12 protein-coding genes are annotated in these 19,994 nt (G+C 64.0%); 8 read left to right on the top strand and 4 right to left on the bottom strand.

What is annotated here, in order from left to right:
- The first annotated feature begins 130 nt into the window (after positions 1-130).
- The 5 genes from EAG14_RS13740 (at position 131) to EAG14_RS13720 (ending at position 11,700) form a co-directional block, all read left to right on the top strand.
- Positions 131-418 (top strand): H-NS family nucleoid-associated regulatory protein, encoded by a 288-nt coding sequence (locus EAG14_RS13740; RefSeq protein ID WP_099654920.1) that lies wholly within the window; start codon positions 131-133, stop codon positions 416-418.
- 846 nt (positions 419-1,264) lie between these two features.
- Entirely contained in the window at positions 1,265-4,216 is a 2,952-nt protein-coding gene (locus EAG14_RS13735; protein ID WP_121729207.1) for an aconitate hydratase, read from the top strand.
- Between the two features lie 327 nt (positions 4,217-4,543).
- Positions 4,544-7,870, top strand: coding sequence for an EAL domain-containing protein (locus EAG14_RS13730; RefSeq protein WP_121729206.1), 3,327 nt, complete (start codon positions 4,544-4,546; stop codon positions 7,868-7,870).
- Entirely contained in the window at positions 7,867-10,401 is a 2,535-nt protein-coding gene (locus tag EAG14_RS13725; RefSeq protein WP_121729205.1) for a bifunctional diguanylate cyclase/phosphodiesterase, read from the top strand. The genes EAG14_RS13730 and EAG14_RS13725 overlap by 4 nt, the downstream gene beginning before the upstream one ends.
- Before the next feature lie 63 nt (positions 10,402-10,464).
- Positions 10,465-11,700, top strand: a complete 1,236-nt coding sequence (locus EAG14_RS13720; RefSeq protein WP_121729204.1) for an FAD-dependent monooxygenase — start codon at positions 10,465-10,467, stop codon at positions 11,698-11,700.
- Between the two features lie 63 nt (positions 11,701-11,763).
- Here EAG14_RS13720 and EAG14_RS13715 read toward each other — a convergent pair whose 3' ends face one another.
- The 3 genes from EAG14_RS13715 to EAG14_RS13705 form a co-directional block, all read right to left on the bottom strand.
- Positions 11,764-12,660, bottom strand: coding sequence for an ornithine carbamoyltransferase (locus EAG14_RS13715; RefSeq protein WP_121729203.1), 897 nt, complete (start codon positions 12,658-12,660; stop codon positions 11,764-11,766).
- A gap of 77 nt (positions 12,661-12,737) precedes the next feature.
- Entirely contained in the window at positions 12,738-14,453 is a 1,716-nt protein-coding gene (locus tag EAG14_RS13710) for an AraC family transcriptional regulator ligand-binding domain-containing protein (RefSeq protein WP_162996006.1), read from the bottom strand.
- Between the two features lie 416 nt (positions 14,454-14,869).
- On the bottom strand, positions 14,870-15,082 hold the full coding sequence (locus EAG14_RS13705) for a membrane or secreted protein (protein WP_121729201.1): 213 nt from the start codon (positions 15,080-15,082) through the stop codon (positions 14,870-14,872).
- Between the two features lie 41 nt (positions 15,083-15,123).
- Between EAG14_RS13705 and EAG14_RS13700 the strand changes: the two genes are divergently transcribed.
- Genes EAG14_RS13700 through EAG14_RS13690 form a run of 3 tightly spaced genes read left to right on the top strand, consistent with a single transcriptional unit; the run spans position 15,124 to position 18,533 of the window.
- The gene (locus EAG14_RS13700) at positions 15,124-17,406 is read left to right on the top strand and encodes an ImpA family metalloprotease (protein ID WP_371414422.1); all 2,283 of its coding nucleotides are present in this window, start codon (positions 15,124-15,126) and stop codon (positions 17,404-17,406) included.
- Positions 17,373-17,726 carry a hypothetical protein gene (locus tag EAG14_RS13695; protein ID WP_121729199.1) on the top strand — a complete coding sequence of 118 codons (354 nt, stop codon included), beginning with the start codon at positions 17,373-17,375 and terminating at the stop codon, positions 17,724-17,726. The genes EAG14_RS13700 and EAG14_RS13695 overlap by 34 nt, the downstream gene beginning before the upstream one ends.
- Positions 17,727-17,744: 18 nt before the next feature.
- Positions 17,745-18,533: a hypothetical protein gene (locus EAG14_RS13690; protein ID WP_162996005.1), complete on the top strand. Its 789-nt coding sequence runs from the start codon at positions 17,745-17,747 to the stop codon at positions 18,531-18,533.
- A 53-nt stretch (positions 18,534-18,586) separates the two neighbouring features.
- Here EAG14_RS13690 and EAG14_RS13685 read toward each other — a convergent pair whose 3' ends face one another.
- Entirely contained in the window at positions 18,587-19,810 is a 1,224-nt protein-coding gene (locus tag EAG14_RS13685; RefSeq protein WP_121729197.1) for an AraC family transcriptional regulator, read from the bottom strand.
- Positions 19,811-19,994: the final 184 nt, after the last annotated feature.

The following is a 19,994-nucleotide window of genomic DNA, read 5'->3' as shown; positions in this document are numbered from 1 at the left end:
AATACAGTCTTTTTGAAGGCGTTATTTGAATTCCTTGCGGAACTCCATCAATTTTCCGGACTCAAGGGCACTGGGCGCTATTTTTTTCTTATAATCGCGAAACTGCCCTACTTACTTTTGATTACGCACCATGACCACTTACAAAGAACTGCTGAAGCAACGTGAAGCCCTGGAGCAACAAATCAGCGAAGCCCGCCGACGCGAACTGAGCGACGCTGTGAACCAGGTCCGTGCTTTGGTGGCTGAATTTGGTTTGACTTCGCAAGACGTATTCCCCACGGGCCGCGCACGCAGCGCCAGCGCAGGTACCAAGGTCGCTCCCAAGTACCGCAATCCCGCCACCGGTGAAACCTGGACAGGCCGTGGCAAGGCGCCCAAGTGGATTCAAAACGAAAACCGTGAGCAATTCATCATTTAATGACCGGCATTCACGGTCAATATAAAAAAAGCCCGCGTTAGCGGGCTTTTTTTATGGCTGCTCCATTGGCATGCAGGTTTCCAGGATTTTGTCACCAGCCATTGCAGCAGGGTTTTGGGCCCATCGGTGGAAAAAGTGGACTGCGTTTTACACCCGCATCGTTCCCAGCGGTTTTCCACGCAAACACTTCGGTGTCATTTTGACGTTTTGGAAACAATGTGACTCCTGCGGTGTGCTTCATCACTACCACCCCCTTTCCTAATCAAAGTTAAAGATGCGGTTGGGGCTTTGGGTGGCATTGCGATGGGCCAGTTTGGGGCGTTGGCATATTGCTGCCTGAGAACTGCGCAATACAGGTGCGGCGCGCTTTTCCTGTCGGGCGATGGGCGTTCAGCGTAAGAAGGGTTGGTGCTTTGCGGGCTTCTCTTGTGCCGCAAGGTGGTGCGTGCGCGGTTTAAGTCGTTAACCCGCTTGGGGTTATCCGTAGACGTGTCTTGGTTATGCCCGCCAATGGAGTTTCCGTTTCACGCACGATGGCTCCTGCGTTCTGTGTGTGAATCATCGTGCCCTGGGCCTTGTGGCCTTGGCCTTTTCCCTCGTGGTGCCCCCTCGCCATAGCGGCTGCAGCCGGATGTCCCCACGATTGCATCCTGGCCCGAGGGTGCCAGAATGGAAGCAACGCCCCCAGAACCTGTGGATGACCTTTCGTGCCCTCGAAAAGACCGTTAACGGGTTCTGACGCCCGGTCGTGCCACAGTGCTCTGGTGCTTGTGGCAAATGACCGGGCGGGAGGGGCCCACGCTCTTTGAACCGGTTTCTCCCCCGTTGTCTTCACAGGAGTTCGCCATGGCCTCATCGCCCAAGCCAGCCACAGCCTTGCCGTCTGCCCCCGCGCACCACGCGTTTTCCTACACCCTCCAGCGCTTTCAGACAGCGTCTGGCAAAGAGGGGCAGTTCTATTCCCTGCCCGCGCTGGCCAAGCAGTTCCCCCAGATCCGCCGCTTGCCCGTATCGATCCGCATCGTGCTCGAATCGGTGCTGCGCAACTGCGATGGCCGCAAGGTGACGGCCGAGCATGTCAAGGAGTTGGCCCACTGGGCGCCCAATGCAGACCGCAAGGACGAGATCCCGTTCGTGGTCTCGCGCGTGGTGCTGCAAGACTTTACCGGCGTGCCGCTGCTGGCCGACCTGGCTGCCATGCGCAGCGTGGCCGCGCGCCTGGGCAAGAACCCCAAGAAGATCGAGCCGCTGGTGCCCGTGGACCTGGTGGTGGACCACTCGATCATGGTCGACCACTACGGCAAGAAGAATTCGCTCGACCTGAACATGAAGCTCGAATTCCAGCGCAACCGCGAGCGCTACGAGTTCATGAAGTGGGGCATGCAGGCCTTTGACACCTTTGGCGTGGTGCCCCCGGGCTTTGGCATCGTGCACCAGGTGAACCTCGAATACCTGGCGCGCGGTGTGCACAAGCGCAAAGATGGCGTCTACTACCCCGACACCCTGGTGGGCACCGACAGCCACACCACCATGATCAACGGCATTGGCGTGGTGGGCTGGGGCGTGGGCGGCATTGAGGCCGAGGCCGCCATGCTGGGCCAGCCGGTGTACTTCCTCACGCCCGATGTGGTGGGCTTTGAGATGACCGGCCAGCTGCGCGAAGGCGTGACGGCCACCGACCTGGTGCTCACCGTGACCGAGCTGCTGCGCCAGCACAAGGTGGTGGGCAAGTTCGTGGAGTTCTTTGGCGAAGGCACGCGCACCCTGGCGCTGCCCGACCGCGCCACCATCGGCAACATGGCGCCCGAATACGGCGCCACCATGGGCTTCTTCCCGGTCGATGAAAAAACGATTGACTACTTCCAGGGCACGGGCCGCACCAAGGGCGAGATCGAAGCGTTTGAGGCCTACTTCAAGGCCCAAGGCCTGTTCGGTGTGCCGCTGGCGGGCGAGGTGGACTATTCGCAGGTTGTCAAACTCGACCTCGGCAGCGTCACCCCCAGTCTGGCGGGCCCCAAGCGCCCGCAGGACCGCATCGAACTGGGCCAGGTCAGCAGCCAGTTTGCCGACTTGTTCAGCAAGCCCAATGCACAAAACGGCTTTAACCGCCCGGCCGAACTGCTGCACACCCGCCACCAGATCCACCGGGGCCAGGACGTGGTGCAGGAGGCCGCTCCCAAAGAGCAACCCGCGCCCGCAGGCGCACCGCGCTCCCTGGCCGAGATGGAGAGCAACAAGCCCGCTTTGGCCACAGCCCACGCCGACGCCACGGCCGTCATGCCAACCAAAGGTGCCGACCCCACGGTGGGCAATGGTGACGTGCTGATTGCCGCCATCACCAGCTGCACCAACACCAGCAACCCCAGCGTGCTGCTGGCTGCCGGTCTGCTGGCCAAGAAGGCCGTGGAAGCAGGGCTCAAGGTGCAGCCGCACATCAAGACTTCACTGGCCCCTGGCTCACGCATCGTGACGGAATACCTCACGCAGACCGGGCTGCTGCCGTACCTGGAAAAGCTGGGCTTTGCGCTGGCGGGCTACGGCTGCACCACCTGCATCGGCAATGCGGGTGACCTCACGCCCGAGCTGAACGAGGCCATCACCAGTAACGACCTGGTCTGCGCGGCGGTGCTCTCGGGCAACCGCAATTTCGAGGCGCGCATCCACCCCAACCTCAAGGCCAATTTTTTGGCCAGCCCGCCGCTGGTGGTGGCCTATGCCATCGCGGGCACAGTGCTCAAGGACCTGATGACCGAGCCGGTGGGCCAGGGCAAGGGAGGCAAAGACATTTACCTGGGCGACATTTGGCCGACCAGCGATGAAATCCACGCCCTGCTGAAGTTTGCGATGAACGGCAAGGCCTTCCGCGAGAACTACGCCAAGGTGGCGTCCGACCCCGGCAAGCTGTGGGAAAAGATCAAGGGCGTGGGTGGCAACGCCTACACCTGGCCCGCCAGCACCTACATTGCCGAGCCACCGTTCTTTGCTCAATTTGCTATTGAAAAAGGAGCTGCTAGCGCTTATGAATCAAGCGCTGGAGGCAAAAATGATGCCAAGCTTCCCTCGGTGCTGGGTGCCCGCGTCATGGCGCTGTTTGGCGACTCCATCACCACCGACCACATCTCGCCCGCAGGCTCCATCAAGGAAAGCTCGCCCGCAGGCCAGTGGCTGCTGCAGCACGGTGTGCAAAAGGCGGACTTCAACAGCTATGGCGCGCGCCGGGGCAACCACGATGTGATGGTGCGTGGCACCTTTGCCAACGTGCGCATCAAGAACCTGATGATTCCGCCCACGGCCGATGGCTCGCGCGAAGAGGGCGGCGTGACCGTGTTCCAGAACGAGGGCCCGCTGCAAGGCGAGAAGATGTTCATCTTCGACGCCGCCATGCAGTACATGGCGCAAAAGACCCCCACCGTGATCTTTGCGGGTGAGGAATATGGCACCGGCTCCAGCCGCGACTGGGCGGCCAAGGGCACGCAGCTGCTGGGCATCAAGGCCGTGGTGGCACGCAGCTTTGAGCGCATCCATCGCTCCAACCTGGTGGGCATGGGCGTGCTGCCGCTGCAGTTCAAGGCCGGGCAGTCGTGGGAGACGCTGGGCCTCCTGGGCAGCGAAGTCATCGATGTGGTGCCAGACCCCGCGCTCACGCCGCAAAGCGATGCCAAGCTGGTGATCCACCGTGGCGATGGCACCCACCAGGAGGTGATGGTGACCTTGCGCATCGACACCCCTATTGAGGTGGATTACTACCAGGCGGGAGGCATCCTGCCTTTTGTGTTGCGGCAACTGCTGCAGCCTTGAGGTGGGCCCGCCGGGGGGCAGGGGGTGTGCCAACGGTTTGGCGTTGGCGGCGTACCCGCGCCGCAACGGCGGGGAAGAGTGGATGGACAGGCGTTAACGCCTAGATACACTCAAAGCTGTGCAGAGCCTCTTTTGCGCAGGCTGCTGCGGTAGCGCCCCGACCCGTGTGGTGGAGGAGGTTCACCGATGGGGTCGGGAATGTGCGCAGCTGCTGCGTGTGCGGTTGGGGCTTTCAAGGTGGTGTGGTGTGCGGGCCTGCACGGGCGCCTTGCGGTGCGGGCTCCAAATGCTTGTTGTGGCTCACGTTTTCGAATCGGCCCCTGCCCTATGCGTTCTCTTTCTCGCCGCTCTCTTGCAGGCGCCTTTGCCTCAGATTCACCCGCTGTAACGGTGGTGCTGGTGGTGGCCGCCCTGGTGCTGTTGCTGCCGCCCCTGTCCGTGTTGCTGGGGGGCGAGGGGCATGCCCTGCACGGGGTTGAGCCTTTGATGGAACTGGCCTCGGTGCTGCTGGGGCTGCTGGTGGTTTCGGTCTCCTTGAACGTGCTGGATCCGCGCGAACAGGGCCGCTCCAACGTGCTGGTGGTGGGGTTTGGTCTGGCCGCGGTGTGCAATTTTCTGCACGGTGCCGTGGCCCACTCGCCCGAAGGGCATCTGGCAGCGGGCTCGGCCGATGTGTCGCTGTGGATGAGCACCTGGGCGCGCCTGGCAGAGTGGGTCGCGCTCACCTTGGTGGCGGCACGTTACTCCTTGCCGGGGCAGCCCCGTGCCTGGGCGGCGGCCGCGGGCCTGTGGGCGTTTGGCATGCTGTGGCTGGCTTCGGTGGGCGTGCCCACCTGGTTTGCGCACACGGGGCTGCGCAAGCCCCTGGGGCTGGTCCTGGTGATTGCGCTGGGGGCCACGGCCGTGTGGCTATACCGGGGCACTGCGGTGCAGGGACGCGAGCGATTCATGGCCTGGGCTGCGGGCGCTTTCATGTGCGGTGAGCTGGTGGTGGGCTTGGGGGGCGGCATGCAGGGCCAGCACTCCACTTGGGGCAACCCGCTGGCCCACGGCTTTCGGGTGCTGGCCTATGCGCTGCTGTTCCAGGGCGTTTTCATTGCAGGCATCCGTCGCCCTTATGTGCAGGTGCGTGAGGCGCAAGAGCGGCTGCGCGACAGTGAGTTAAGGCTGCAGCTGCTAGGGCGCAACCTGCCCCACAGCGTGCTCTACCAGATCGTGCGCGAGGCGGATGGCACCACCCGTTTTGTGCACATGGGGGATGCGATTGAGCGGCTCAATGGCGTGACGGCGGCGCAGGTGCTCAGCGACATGGAGGTGCTGCACCAACAGATCGTGCCCGAAGACCTGCAGGCGCTGGTGGCCGCGCGCCGCGAATCGTTTCACGCCATGGCATCGATGGAAGTGGTGGTGCGCATGCGCCGCCCGGACGGTGAGTTGCGCTGGATGCGGCTGAGCGCCTCGCCGCGTGCGCTGGAGGGTGGCCGGGTGATCTGGGACGGGGTGCAAAGCGACATCACCGCCGAACGCCAGGCCGAGGTGGCTGCCCATGCGCACGAGGCGCAGATGGCCGACGTGCTGCGGCGCGTGCCCGGCGGCGTGGCGCGCATCGACCGCGATCTGCGTGTGCTCTACATGAACGCGCAGCAGGCCGACTGGCTGCAGCAGCCGGTGCAGGCCCTGGAGGGGCAGCGCCTGCCCGAGGTGATTTCGCCCTGGCTCATGGCGCGATTGCGTGGGCCGATTGAGCAGGCGTTCACCGGGCAGACCGTGGTGTTTGAGCACCGGTCGGACTCCGAGAGGGGCACCCAATACTGGCGCACCACCATCGTGGCCGAATCGGCCGAGGGTCAGTCGCCCCCTGCGGTGGTGCTGTTTGCCTATGAATTGACGGATGTCAAGCGCATCGAGCTGGAGTTGGCTGAGCAAAAGACCCACCTGGCCAGCGTGGTCAACGCCATGCCCGACATGGTGTTCCTGAAAGACGTGGAGGGTGTGTACCTGGCCTGCAACCCCGTGTTTGAGCGGTTTGCGGGCCGCCCGGAGCGGGACCTCCTGGGCCTGACCGACCTGGATTTTGTGCCCGAGGCTGACGCCCAGAGGTTCCGGGCCATGGACCGCCGGGCCATTGCGGCCTGGCAGCCAGTGGTGTACGAGGAGACTTTGACCTTTGCCGAAGACGGCTACCAGGGCCAGTTTGAAACCATCAAAACCCCCATCCGCGATTCGCAAGGCCGCGTGACCGGTGTGCTGGGGGTGTGCCGAGACATCACAGACCGCAAGCGAGCAGAGCAAGAGATAGAGCGCCTGGCGTTCTACGACGCCCTGACAGGCCTGCCCAACCGGCGCCTGCTGCTGGACCGGCTGCAACGCTCCATCGCCGCAGGCCAGCGCACCAAAGCCCAAGGCGCGCTGCTGTTCATCGACCTGGATAACTTCAAAGACTTGAACGACACCCTGGGCCACGACATGGGCGACCAGCTTTTGTCGCAAGTGGCCGCGCGATTGGTGGGCAGCGTGCGCGAAGCCGACACCGTCTCACGCTTTGGGGGCGACGAATTCGTGGTCATGCTGGAAAACCTCAGCGCCGACCTGCACGAAGCCGCCACCCAGGCAGAAATCGTGGCTGACAAACTCCTGGCCAGCCTGAACGAACCCTTTGCGCTGGACGGAGGCCAACACTACAGCACCCCCAGCATCGGCATCACCCTGTACGGAGAACAACGCCTGACGGTCGACGAACTGCTCAAACGCGCAGACCTGGCCATGTACCAGGCCAAAGCCGCAGGACGCAACACCCAACGCTTCTTTGACCCCGACATGCAAGCGGCGGTGAACGCCCGCTCCAACCTGGAAGCCGACCTGCGCCAAGGCCTGGCACGGGGCGAACTCATGGTGCACTACCAACCCGTGGTGGACCACGACGGCAAACTCGTGGGAGCAGAAGCCCTGGCACGCTGGCGCCACCCCCAGCGCGGCATGATCAGCCCGGCAGACTTCATCCCCCTGGCAGAACAAACCGGCCTCATCCTGCCGCTGGGGCAAACCGTACTGCACACCGCCTGCAGCCAACTGGCCACCTGGGCGCAAAACCCGGCCACAGCGCACCTGACCCTGTCCGTGAACGTCAGCGCCCGGCAATTCAGACAAGCAGGCTTCGTGGCCCAAGTGCTGGGCACCTTGAAAGACTGCCAGGCCGACCCGCACCGACTCAAACTCGAACTCACGGAAAGCCTGCTGCTGGGAGACATAGAAGACACGATAGAGCGCATGGAGCAACTCAAGAAAGAAGGAGTGGGCTTTGCGCTGGACGACTTTGGCACGGGGTACTCGAGCTTGAGCTACCTCAAGCGGCTGCCGCTGGACCAGGTGAAGATAGACCAGAGCTTTGTGAGGGACGTGCTGAGCGACCCGAACGACGCGGCGATTGTGAGGACGATCCTGGCGCTGGCCAAGAGCCTGGACCTGGAGGTGGTGGCCGAGGGGGTGGAGACGGCGGGGCAGCTGGGGTTTTTGAGGCTGCACGGGTGCGAGGGGTTCCAGGGGTATCTGTTTGGCAGGCCTGTGCCTGTGGACGTGTTCGAGCGCGACCATGACCTGAGCCACCCTGAGGGCGCACAGCCCACGCAATCCCCACCACCCGGGGCGCGTGCATGACCGCAGCGGTGCTCTGGATTGACGAGGATGTGGCACACGCGCAGGCAGCCCAGGCGCTGCTGGCCACCACGCTGCCCGATTGCCGGGTCGTGCACGGCACTTGCGCGGCTGATGCGGCGGGGGCGTTGGCCTCGCAGGCGTGGCGTGCTGTGGTGCTGTGCCTGCCACCCACGGCCACCGATGTGGCCGGGCCGCTGGCGCTGTGCGCCGGGCACCCCGTGCTGCTGTGTGTGGCCCCGGCGCAAGAGGCGCTGGCCGCGCGGGGCTTTCGCTGTGGGCTGGGTGATTACGTGCTGCGCGCGCAGGTGCCTCTGGACGCGGATGGCGCGGCGGCCCATGCGCACCTGCCCGAGTTGCTGCAGCGGCTGGCCGCGCTGTTGCAGCAGCCCGCCTTGCCCCTGGGGCCAGAGCAGCCCCAGGCGCTGGGGCAATTGCAGCGGCAGCGTCTGGCGCTGCAGGCCACGCTGGGGCGCATGAGCCAAGGCATCTTCAAGACCGGGCCCGACGGCCGTGTGCACATCTACAACCAGCGCGTGCTGGAGTTGCTGGACCTGCCCGAATCGCTCATGACCACCCAGCCCACGCTGGCGCAGGTGACGCAGGTGCAGGCGCAGCGCGGTGATTTTGGCGATGGCTATTCGCTGGTGGATGCGCGCGGGCAGGCGTACGTGGCCCAGGGGGCTGTCGCGGCATCGCCCGCCCTGTACTGGCGCGCCACCCGCGATGGCCGCACGCTGGAAGTGCGCACCACGGCGGTGGACGATGGCGGCCTGGTCCGCACCTTTGCCGATGTGAGCGACTATGTGCGCGTGGAGGCCGAGCTGCGCGAGAGCGAGGCGCGCTTTCGCTCGCTCAGCGATCTGTCGTCAGACTGGTATTGGGAGACCGATGCCCGAGGGTGCTTTGTGCAACTGGCGGGCGACTTGAGCATCAACGGCATCACCCAGGCAGACGTGCTGGGCCGCACCCGCTGGGAGCTGGGCGCGCTGAACATGAACGAGGCCGACTGGGCTACCCACCGTGCCGTGCTGGTATCCAAACAGCCCTTTCGCGACCTGGAACTGCAGCGCAGGCGGCCTGACGGCACCTTGCACTGGATCAGCGTGAGCGGCGTGCCCTTGCTGGACGGGCAGGGCGCTCTGCGGGGCTATCGCGGCGTGGGCCGCGACATCACCGAGCGCAAGGGCGTGGAAAGCCAGATTGAGCGCCTGGCGTTTTACGACGCCCTGACCGGCCTGCCCAACCGCAGGTTGCTGGTAGACCGGATGCAGCGTGCGCTCAAGACCGTGGCGCGGCGGCCTGTGCACGGTGCCTTGCTGTTCATTGACCTGGACAACTTCAAGGACCTGAACGACACCCAGGGCCATGACCAGGGCGACGAGCTGCTGGTGCAGGTGGCGCAGCGCCTGCAAGGCTGCGTGCGCGCCACCGACACCGTGGCGCGTTTTGGGGGCGACGAGTTTGTGGTGCTGGTGGAAGACTTGAACACGGAGGCCGCTCAGGCCAGTGCCGAAGCCGCCCTGGTGGCCAGCTACATCATCACCACGCTGGGCAAGCCCTATGCCATGGGGCCTTTGGGCGACACCAGCTACCACAGCACGCCCAGCATTGGCATTGCGCTGTTTGGTCCGCACCAGCCCTGCTCGGTGGACGAGTTGCTCAAACATGCCGACCTGGCCATGTACCAGGCCAAGGCCGCTGGCCGCAACACCCAGCGCTTTTTCGACCCCGAGATGCAGGCCGCCGCCCGCGCCCGCTCGGCGCTAGAGGCCGATCTGCGCCGGGGCCTGCAGCAGCAGGAGATGCGGCTGTACTTTCAGCCCGTGGTGGACTGCAGCGGCCAACTGCAGGGAGCCGAGGCTCTGGTGCGCTGGTACCACCCACAGCGCGGCGTGGTGGCCCCGGCCGAGTTCATCGGCATGGCCGAGCAGACCGGGCTGATCCTGCCGCTGGGCCAGTGGGTGCTGGAGGCCGCCTGCCAGCAACTGGTGGCCTGGTCGCGCACACGGCTCACGCGGGCGCTGTTCCTGTCGGTCAACGTGAGCGTGCGGCAGTTTCGGCAGGCCGATTTTGTGGAGCAACTGCTGCAGGTGCTGGAGCAGACCGGCGCCAACCCCGAGCGCTTGAAGCTGGAGCTGACCGAGAGCCTGCTGCTGGCCGATGTGGAGGACGTGATCGCCCGCATGCAGCAGCTGCGCGAGCGGGGCGTGGGCTTCTCGCTGGACGACTTTGGCACGGGCTACTCGTCGCTGAGCTACCTCAAGCGCCTTCCGCTCGATCAGCTCAAGATCGACCAGGGCTTTGTGCGCGACGTGCTCACCGACCCCAACGACGCGGCCATCGTGCGCACGATTTTGGCGCTGGCCAACAGCCTGGATTTGGGCGTGGTGGCCGAAGGGGTGGAGACGCAGGGCCAGCTTGAATTCCTCAAACAGCACGGCTGCCCGGCGTTTCAAGGCTATTTGTTTGGCCGCCCCATGCCTGTTGCGGTGTTGGAGGCCGCGCTGGTGCCCGCGGGCGTTGAAGCGTAAAACTTGATCTGGGGCAGGGCCTGTGCAGGCCCTGGGCGCCCCCGCAGGCCCGACAATGCGCGGATGAAAAAGCAGGTATTGATTGCAGGAGGCGGCATTGGCGGCATGGCTGCGGCACTGGCCGCGTCGCGCGCAGGGTGGGACGTGCGCATGTACGAGCGCGTGGCGGCGTTCTCTGAGGTGGGCGCAGGCGTGCAACTGGGGCCCAACGTGGTGCGCTGCCTGCAGGCCTGGGGCCTGCAAAAGGCCTTGCAGCAAGTCGCGGCCTTCCCCGACAAACTGCAGGTGCGCAGCGCCCTCAGCGGGCAAGAGCTGGGCACGCTGGCGCTGGGCCGCACGGCGGTGCAGCGCTACGGAGCAGCCTACGCCACCATCCACCGCGCCGACCTGCATGCCCTGCTGCACGAGGGCGTGCAGCGCTACACCGACGCCCAACTGCACCAGGGCCTGGCCATCGAATCCTTTGTGGATGCCAGCACCACCGCCCAAAGCGTGCCAGGGGCCGAGACCGTGGTGACGGTGCGCACCAGCCAGGGCAAAGAGATCGAGGGTGACGCCCTGATTGGCGCCGACGGCCTGTGGAGCCGCACCCGCACCCAGCTGCTGGGCTACCAAACCCCCCGGGTGACGGGGCACTTGGCCTACCGCGCCCTGGTGCCTCAAAGCGCGCTGCCACCCTCTTTGCGCACGCGCCAGGTCACCGCCTGGCTGGGCCCGCGCCTGCACATGGTGCAGTACCCCGTGCGCCGGGGCGAGCTGCAAAACCTGGTGGTCATCGTGCAAGGCCCCGCCCCCGCCAACCTGGAAACCTGGGACCACGACGCCAACGCCCGCGACCTGGAAGATGCCCTGCTCGGTACCAGCACCGCACTGCAGCACGCCGTGCACAGCGTAGAGGCCGCAGGCAGCGGCTGGCGCCTGTGGCCCCTGTGTGACCGGCCCCCCGTGCGCAACCCCGACGAGATGGCCCAGGGCCTGGTGGCACTGCTGGGCGACGCAGCCCACCCCATGCGCCCCTACTTGGCGCAGGGTGCAGGCATGGCGATTGAAGACGCCGCCCAGCTCGAAAGCGCCTTGTCCATGCACGACCTGGACGTGCCGCTGCGCCTGCGCCGCTACGCCGTCAACCGCTGGCAGCGCAATGCAAGGGTGCAAGCCCGCTCCACGCGCAACGGACGCATCTTTCACGCCACCGGCCCGGTGCGCTGGGGGCGCGACTGGTCGCTCAAGCTGCTGGGCGAACGGGTGCTGGATGTGCCCTGGCTGTACCGGGGCGATGTGGGTGATGCCAGTCGTTAAGAAGATTTTTGCTATTAAATATATAGCTGCTAACGCTTTTCAGTAGAGCGCTAGGGCTGCTTTTTATGAAATTTTTGGGCCCATGGAACACCTCGTGTCGCCAGCCGGCCGCTTTGGGGCGTTGACAGTCTCCCGTGCGCAGGCATTGTCCAATGCCCATCGGAGGATGGCGATGTGCACTGGCAGCAGCAGTTCCTTTTGGCGGTAGCCCACAAAGCCGGGGTAGTCCAACGGGTCCACTGTCAGCTCCCGGCCCAGGGTGAAAGGCGGCGTTGGCAGCAATGCTGGATGGCCCAGCGTGGCCAGATGTTCTGCGGTCAGTGGCGCAAGGTCGATCGGGGCTTCGTGGCCGGTTCCAGCGCCTGCGGGCCAGCTGTCCGTGATCACCACGTCCACCGGCCCCTGCACTGCGAAAGGCTCAGCGAAAGACACGTGAGGCAGCGCCTCGTGAAAGCTCCGGTGGCAGATCTGCACCAGCTCTAATCCCAGCACTCGGGCCAGTTCGTGCCAAGAGCGGAACACATTGGTGCTGGGCCCCCACAGGCATACGCGCGCCTGCGACAGGGGCTTGATGTGCGTATCGACAAAGTACGCATCTGTCAGCACCTCGCAGGGGTGCCCCTGGGCAGACATGGCATTGATCACAGGCCGTTTTGATGCCGCAGCGAATTCGGCCAGCCTGGCATGGTTGGCTTCGCGCACCACATACATGCGGAAAAACGGGTCCAGGTAGCCTGCCAGATCACAGGTGCGCTCGCTGGTCTTGAGCAAATTGGGAAGCTCTGTGAACGCCAACCCGAGTCTTCGAAAGGCCTCGATGAACGTCGTTCGGGTGCGGATACCGTTGCCTTCGAATGACCAGGCTACCGTGCCGTCCAATGCAGGTGCGGGCGAGGTCACGAGGGACCAGATATGCCGGATGTCCTCGCTTCTGAGGTCATTCAGTTGAATGAGGTTCACAGGGCCGTCTTTCCATCAAAGGTGCGTGGCCGGTGATTGTGCCCGCCCTGTTGTTGCCGCATTGGCCGATGGGCAAGCTATTGGCCGTGCGTGCCAAGGGCCTCTGCGCGTTGAGGGGCGAACAAAGCGCACACCCTCAGCGCCTCGGGCGTGGTTGGCTGGCCGGCTGCGCGTTGCGCGCGGATGGCGTCGCTCGGCAGACCCCAGGCAGCGAGTAACAGTGCGCCTGCAGTGTGGCGGTCCAACCCAAAGCGCTGGCGCTCTTGCTCCAATACCAGCGCTCGGGGCAGAAAAGGTGCTTCGCGCAGCAGGCGGCCATAGGGTTTGCCCAGCATCCTGTACATCAACAGAGCGCCCACCTCGTACCATGCGACAACTTGCATGGTCCGTTGTTGTGCTTCGGCCCTCAGTTCCATAAACCAATGCAGCGATGGCAAGCGAGCCAACGCCTCGGTGCTGGCTTGCCAGATGGGCTCCAGATCGGCCACAGGGCGCCCCGGCCCGGTCTGCAACAACAGTCCTTTGATCAACTGATTGACATGCTCTACCCCGAGCTGCCGTTTCAGATCCTGCCAGTGCTTCAGTGGCTTGCCCCCGTAATTGGCACGGCTCGCAAAACCCAGCAGGTAGGCTTGCAGCAGCGATGCCAGGGGTTGTTGAAGATCCTCCAGGCCATGGGCGTCCAGTGCATTGTGTGCGGCTGGGGGGAGCATGCGCATCAGGGCTGCTGGATCACTCCAGTCTTCTGCGATGACGGCAGGCCCCAGTTGCAAGCGATCTTTGCGCGCCAAGGTGGGCGTGGTGTCAAACCACTTTGCAAAGGCCCGCTCGAACGCGAAGCGGCTGGCATAGCCCAGGCTGCGCACCACGGACTCTACCGGCGCACCCTCCAGAACCAACAGTTGGAAGGCCAGGCGGCGGCGGTGTGCGTTGTGGATGTCTGAGAAGCGCATGCCCTGCGCACTCAACTGGCTGCGCAATTGGCTGCGGCCCAAACCCAGACGTGACGCCATGCTTTCGAGGCTGACATCGCGGGTGCCATCGGGCGACAAAAAACAGCCGAGCAGCTGCACGCTCAGGGGGGTTGGTGCGTCACTGTTGCACACCAAGGCCGAATAGCATCCGCGTATCGCATGCTTGATTCGGGGATTGCCGCCGGGAAGCATCTGGTCCAGAAGGTGGGCTGGATAGCGCATGGCGCTATAGGGCGCATCAAACTGCACTGGTGCGCCCAGCAGTGCGTGCAGCGGCTCTTTGCCGGTGGATGGCGATGCGACGGAGCACACCGCCAGTGGCGCGTGGCGCTGCGTCAGGCTGAGATCGAATATGCGCTGGATCCAGGCCAGTGCACCTTCCTCCAGCAACCGAGATGCCAGGCGCGTGGGGGCTTGGTAGGGCTTAAGGTGCACCTCGAAACTGTCCTCATCCCAATCGACAAAAAAGCGAAAGCATCCAAACGGAAAGATGACGGGCGGGTAGATCATGAGCTCAGCCAGCATCTCGCGCAGCTTGGAGTAGCTACGCAAGTAATACAACTGCCCAAAGCCCACGCCGGGATCAAACTGCAGCGCCAGCCAAGCGCAGATATGAGGCTCTCCTTGTGCGTGCAGCCGCTCGATCAGGTCGCAAAACGATGCGTGCTCCATCACGCGGTGGTCGCTGAGATCGGTGCGCCTCAGGCCCGTATCGCGTTCCAACGCGCGCAGCAGATCCGGCCGATCGGACAGACGGCGATACAGCGGCTGCAGCCAGCGCATTTCCAGCGCTACCCCTGCGATGTGCGTTGAAGTCAAACCAAACCCATGGTGGTAATCAGGGGCGCAAATATATCTGGCGGGTGCGTGCGGGGTGGCGCGGGGCGAAGCAGCGCACAGCGGATGTGGATAGCTTGAGCGCTATTGCCATGTGTACTGAGCTTGTGCGACGGTAACCTCCGCCTCCTTTGGCCAGGGGGCTGTGCAAGACGGCTTCACGGGCTGGCATGGGCGCAACCCCTACCAGACCAAAGCGGCTGCAACGACGTCGTGCACGCCCATATTTCACCCAACAGGATTTGAAAACATGCAGGCATCCAAGCTTGTCCCCCTGCTATTTGTCGTGGCGCTGACCGCCTGTGGCGGCGGGAAAAACGACGACGTTCAAGGCACCCCCCCGGTGGCTCCACCGTCACCCGGCCCTGTGGTGGATGTAGAGCCAGAGCATCCTCCGGTCACGGCACCCAATCCTGCACCTGGCCCCGCCCCCTTACCTGACCCCGCGCCGACACCGACACCGACACCGACACCGACACCGACACCGACTCCCGCTCCAGCACCAGCACCAGCACCAGCACCAGCACCAGCACCAGCACCAGCACCAGCACCAGCACCAGCACCAGCACCAGCTCCCGCTCCAGCACCAGCACCAGCACCAGCACCAGCACCAGCTCCCGCTCCAGCTCCAGCTCCAGCTCCCACTGACAGAATTGCCCAAGCGCTGAAAACTGGCGATCCGCGTCCCTTGCAGCCTGGCGATGCGCTCACGCTGCTGGAGCGGGCTACCCGCTTATCAGTGCAGCTGCAAAGCCGTCAGATCGGTGTCATGGACAACATCTATCGCGGTGGCGAGACACTGAACCTGTCTTTGAACCACACCACAGCCAGCCACAGCGTGGCACCCATTGGCAAGGTGCCATCGGCGTCGCTGATGGTGGCGCCGTTCATCGTCAGCGACAGTGGTCGCGGGATGGCAGCCCTGGCAGAGGTGGGCCCTGGCCGTGCACTGGCCTACGGCGCCAATGTGCTCGACTGGATGGCCACGGGCACCAGAGAAGCCCAGCACGCCCCGCTGTTCAAGCGCGCCTTCACCTGGCTCATGAAGGGCGATGCCAACGCGGCCTTGCCTGCCAGCTTGTCCTTCAGCACGTCGGGCTATGAGTCCGCATCGGTTGCCAAGTACTTCACCACCCTGGGCAGGCAAGGCGTGGAAAACGCGTGCGATATTGCCAATGCCGCCAACACCTGCTGGCAAAAGGCTGACCTCCTGGTCTTCGGCCCCAGCGTGAAGGCCGACGCCAACCTGACCGCGCTGGTGGGCACCTATCTTGCCGCAGGCAAGTCGGTGATCTACATGCACAAGAACTGGACAGACTCTGACGGAGGCCGCCAGGTGTTGCGTGCGATGGGCATGGACTTGGGCGGCTATCCAGGCAACTACTTCGCGGCCACGGCGGACATCACCGTCAGCGGTGCCCGCACGGCAGAGCAAAGCCTGGCCAAGAGCGACCAGATCGGCAACCTGCCGAACACCTTGCGCATGCTGGCCAAAGACAGTCTGGTGCACGACTTTGCCAACGACCAGACGCCCACTGTGCCGATCAACAACATCCACAACGACTTGTCGGGGTTTGATGGGCGCGGTGCGCCGGTGTTCGGCAACGCGGACACCGAGTTGTACCGCTTGCTGGTGCTGTGGGCTGATGTGTGGCGCCCCAATATCGAGTACGGCAAGACCCTGAGCAAGACGGGCGACGCTGCCGCGTTCTTGCGAGCGTACGCTTCAGACTCCTGGACCACCTATGCCCGCAGCGCCACGACGGTGTCGCCCAAGGGGCAGGGCGATTACATGCCCGCAGCGGCGCAAAGCCTGCCGGTGATTGCCGACGAGGTGGTCACCGTCACCATTGCGCAGGCCAGCGGCAAGACCGCCATTGGTCGTGCTGCCGTGCCTGGCAAGCCCCTCTCGGTCGACATCGTGGAGGCCCCTGCGGGCAGCAGCTATGGTGTGCAAACCAGCCACGTGCGCACCGCAGGCAGTCCGTTTGACGCCACCTATGCCCGCCCGCGTCGGCCGCAGTCTTTTGCCGTGCCTCTGGTGCGCGGCAAGGCCACGGAATTTGTGACACCGTTTGGTGGCCCGCTGTTCTTGAATTACAGCGGAGCTGCAGCAGGCGCTACCGTCAAGCTGCGCATCAAAGGCGGGGCCAAATACGGGCACTACGATTTCAGCGGTGCACCACCGAGCGAGACCGAGCTGGCCGAGGCCTCGGCAGCCCTGCTGCGCCAGGACTTTGGCTGGATGACGGCCAAGTTCGTTGGCGGCGAGTTTCAGCAACTCGTCAAATACGCGCAGGGCATTGGCGACCCGCGTGCTTATGTGGTGGATGGGGTCAAACGCGTCATTTTTGACACCAACCACATGGCTAACGGGTACAGCAACATCCCGCTGACCCCTAATGTGAAGCGGGTCTGCGACGGCTTGGGCTGGACCTGCGACGGACCTTTGCACCGTGCGCCGGGCGTGCAGCATTTTGTGGGCTGGATCGCTACCTGCGGCTTTCTGTGCTCAGGCAACCCATCTGATGGCTCCACCGGTATCGGAACCGGCTGGGGCTGGGCCCATGAGCTGGGGCATAACACCGTGCAGCGTGTGATGCACATGGACTTTGGCAATGGCCGTGGCTGTGTGGTGGAGTGCGACAACAACAACCTGGCCGTGGCGCAGATGTTCCGCAAGTACGCGCTGACGGGGGAGGACAGCAATGGGGACCGCACCAACCACCCACTGCTGTACCGGTACATCGTGGCCAATCGCGCCACCAACCTCAGTGGCGATGCGCTGCGCAGCGACATGGAGGCGCGCCTGTGGGGGGCGAGGCATCTGCCAAGATGGCGTTCTGGATGCAGTTGGCCTTTCTATACACCAAAGAGCGCCAGGGCCTGGTCCAGCCAGATATGGCTACGACGCTGGAGTATCACAACCTGCTGACCAAGGGCGATCGCCTGGTGGCCAACGCGTGGGACGCAGCCAACCCCGGTAAATACGGCATGAGCCGCTTCACCGATAACAAGATCAGCAACCAGGACCTGCTGTTTGTTCTGAGCTCGCAAATCATCGGCAAAGACTTGCGCAAGATCTTTGCGATGTACGGTATGCCGGTTAGCCAGAAGGCGCTTGATTCGGTCGCCGACCTGAAGCTGCCAGTGGCCAACCGCAGCTTCTACGCCATGGCAGCGGGCAGGAGCAACCAAGTGGTGACCGGGCGTTGGGTTGACGTGGAAAACGCTGTACCTGTCTACCCGTTCTGATGGGGTTTGAAATGGCGCATGCCGATCTCTACGGCAGCGCCATTCTTTGAGAATTGCATGATTCGGAATTTTGTGGGGCTCGAGACAGCTCTGATGGCGCTGTTGGCGGCGTTGACTGGCGCGCTCATTTGCCGCGGATGGATGGGGTGGATGGCTGCACGCAGCCTGCGCCCGCCAAGGCGCTGGCCCCTTCAGGCGCGCGCCGTGGTTTCTGCAGAAGAACTCAAGGTCTGGCTTTGGCTGCAGCATGTGTTTGGTGGCTACCAGATCTTGGTGAAAACACCGGTGACCTGCTTTACCCGCTCGCCCTCGCGAGAGGGCGGCTTGCGCTGGCACCCTTTGCTGCGCGGCATGTACTGCACGTTTGCTGTGTGTACCCCACAAGGGCATGTGCTCGGCTGTATCGACGTGCTCAAGGAGGGGGAGCATTTACCCCGCAGCCACCGCCAGTTCCGGCGGGCGCTGTTGTCACGCTGCTCTATTGCCTATAGCGTGGTACAGGCGGATCGCTTGCCGTCGATGGAAGAGATTCGTCTGGAGCTGTTGGGGGATGCTGAACTCTCCCGCAGTCGTTCCTATAGCGGTGAGAGTGAATTCATCGCAGCTCGTTGGGAGCTGCACGCCGCCATTGAAAACAGGCGCCAGGTTTTGCGCGGTGACGCTGGCTCTGCGGCTGTCGAGCGCGAGAGCGTGGTGCTTTCCAGTGCCGAAGAGGGGCCGCAGGAGAGTGCTTTTTATTCGGGCTCCTGGCAACAGTACGACTCGTTCATTGCCCCATTGGACGGGCCGCGTTCCTCGCCGGATTGAGCATCAGACTTGCGCTGGCGCCTATCGCCTGCGGGCGCACTTTGAACAAGTCCTCAGTGTCTGCCTTGGTCCCGCATGCGCTGTATCGCGGCTGGGGGCATACCAGTCGCACACATCAGCAGAGCGGCCAGGCGGTGGCCGTGCACTTCGGCCTGGGGCCTGGGGTGTATGGCCGCAGCGGCGGCAAGCCACGCCTGCGGGTCGTCGCCGCACAGGGTAGTGTCCACCGCACGCAGTGCCGCGTGGCGGTCTTTCAGGGCAGGCCATGCGGCCGCAAGTTCACTGCGCAGTTGGGCCGGGCGGTAGCCAAACCAGCCGCCAAAAGCCCGCTCCAAGCTGGTGCGGTCTGCATAGCCCAGGTGCGTGGCAATGGCCTCTATGCAGCTCTCGCCAAACACCAGCTCCTGCAGTGCTCGCGCACGGCGGTCCATTTGCACCAGCGCCGAAAAACTGGTGCCCTCGCTGGCCAGGCGCCTGCGCAATGAACTGGTGCCGCAGTTGAAGGCGCGGGCAGCGTTGGTTTGGGTTGCCAGCCCGTGGTAAGGCAGGGCTGCCAGCCACTCACGCAATTGTTCCGTGGTGCTGACGGTGTGTTGGATGGGAGGCAGCATGTAGTCCAGCGAGGGCCGCAGGGCCGCAAGCAGTGCGGGGTTGCTTCCGGGCAATGGCTGCGCCAGCAGCGCTGTGGGGTAGCTGACTGCGAATTCACTGCGATCAAAGCGGGGCATGACGCCCAACATGGCGGCCAGTTGCTCTGCCTGGTCACTCTGGGGTGTCATCAGGTCGATTGCCAGCGGGTGCAGTGGCCCAGCGGCGCAATGCGCAAGCAAACGCATCAGCCAACCCAAAATGCCTTCATAACGCAACAGCCTGCCCAGGCGCCGTGTTTGGTAGCTGGGCTGCAACACCACACGCACTTGTGGCCCCGTGGTCTGAACACTGAGTTCTCCGTCCGGCAGGATACGGCTGCGCAAGCGCAGAATTTCGTTCAGCGCTGCTTCCAGCGTGGCGCAACTGCGCAGGTAGTAGGCAATGCCGCCACCAATGCTCAGGTCGGTTTGCATGGCCAGCCAGGCGCCGATGTGGGGTTCGCCCTCAGCGTGCAGCAGCTCCAGCAAGTTCAGCAGCCCCGAGGTGGCCATCAGGTCCTGGCCCTGGCCGTTCACCGGGCGCAAGCCGAGTTGGGCTTGCAGGGTGGTCAGTAATGCAGGGCGGTCAGAAAGCCGGGCGTACAGCGGTTGAAGCAGGGCCATTTCCAGCCCGTTGGGGGTTTGCATCGTAGGGTGGGAACGGGGGCGGTGCGCTTGGCGCAGGGCCAAAGCATTGGGTGGTGTTTGCTACCTTTTTTGTAGCTGCTTGCGCTTGAATCAAAAGCGTTGCGGGGCTATTTTATGTGTAATCCCCGGGCTTGGTTCTGTCTCTCCGAACTGTGGAGGCACGGCTGCTGCGTCGGTCAGTGGG

Origin of the sequence: Acidovorax sp. 1608163, assembly GCF_003669015.1 — a bacterium.
GTDB lineage: Bacteria > Pseudomonadota > Gammaproteobacteria > Burkholderiales > Burkholderiaceae_C > Acidovorax.
Note: the sequence above shows the minus strand (reverse complement) of the source record. Positions and strands in the feature narration are given on the sequence as shown.

Coding starts and splice junctions, on each gene's coding strand:
- EAG14_RS13740 (WP_099654920.1), top strand. CDS start 131: ATGACCACTTACAAAGAACTGCTGAAGCAACGTGAAGCCCTGGAGCAA.
- EAG14_RS13735 (WP_121729207.1), top strand. CDS start 1,265: ATGGCCTCATCGCCCAAGCCAGCCACAGCCTTGCCGTCTGCCCCCGCG.
- EAG14_RS13730 (WP_121729206.1), top strand. CDS start 4,544: ATGCGTTCTCTTTCTCGCCGCTCTCTTGCAGGCGCCTTTGCCTCAGAT.
- EAG14_RS13725 (WP_121729205.1), top strand. CDS start 7,867: ATGACCGCAGCGGTGCTCTGGATTGACGAGGATGTGGCACACGCGCAG.
- EAG14_RS13720 (WP_121729204.1), top strand. CDS start 10,465: ATGAAAAAGCAGGTATTGATTGCAGGAGGCGGCATTGGCGGCATGGCT.
- EAG14_RS13695 (WP_121729199.1), top strand. CDS start 17,373: ATGGCTACGACGCTGGAGTATCACAACCTGCTGACCAAGGGCGATCGC.
- EAG14_RS13690 (WP_162996005.1), top strand. CDS start 17,745: ATGCCGATCTCTACGGCAGCGCCATTCTTTGAGAATTGCATGATTCGG.
- EAG14_RS13685 (WP_121729197.1), bottom strand. CDS start 19,810: ATGCAAACCCCCAACGGGCTGGAAATGGCCCTGCTTCAACCGCTGTAC.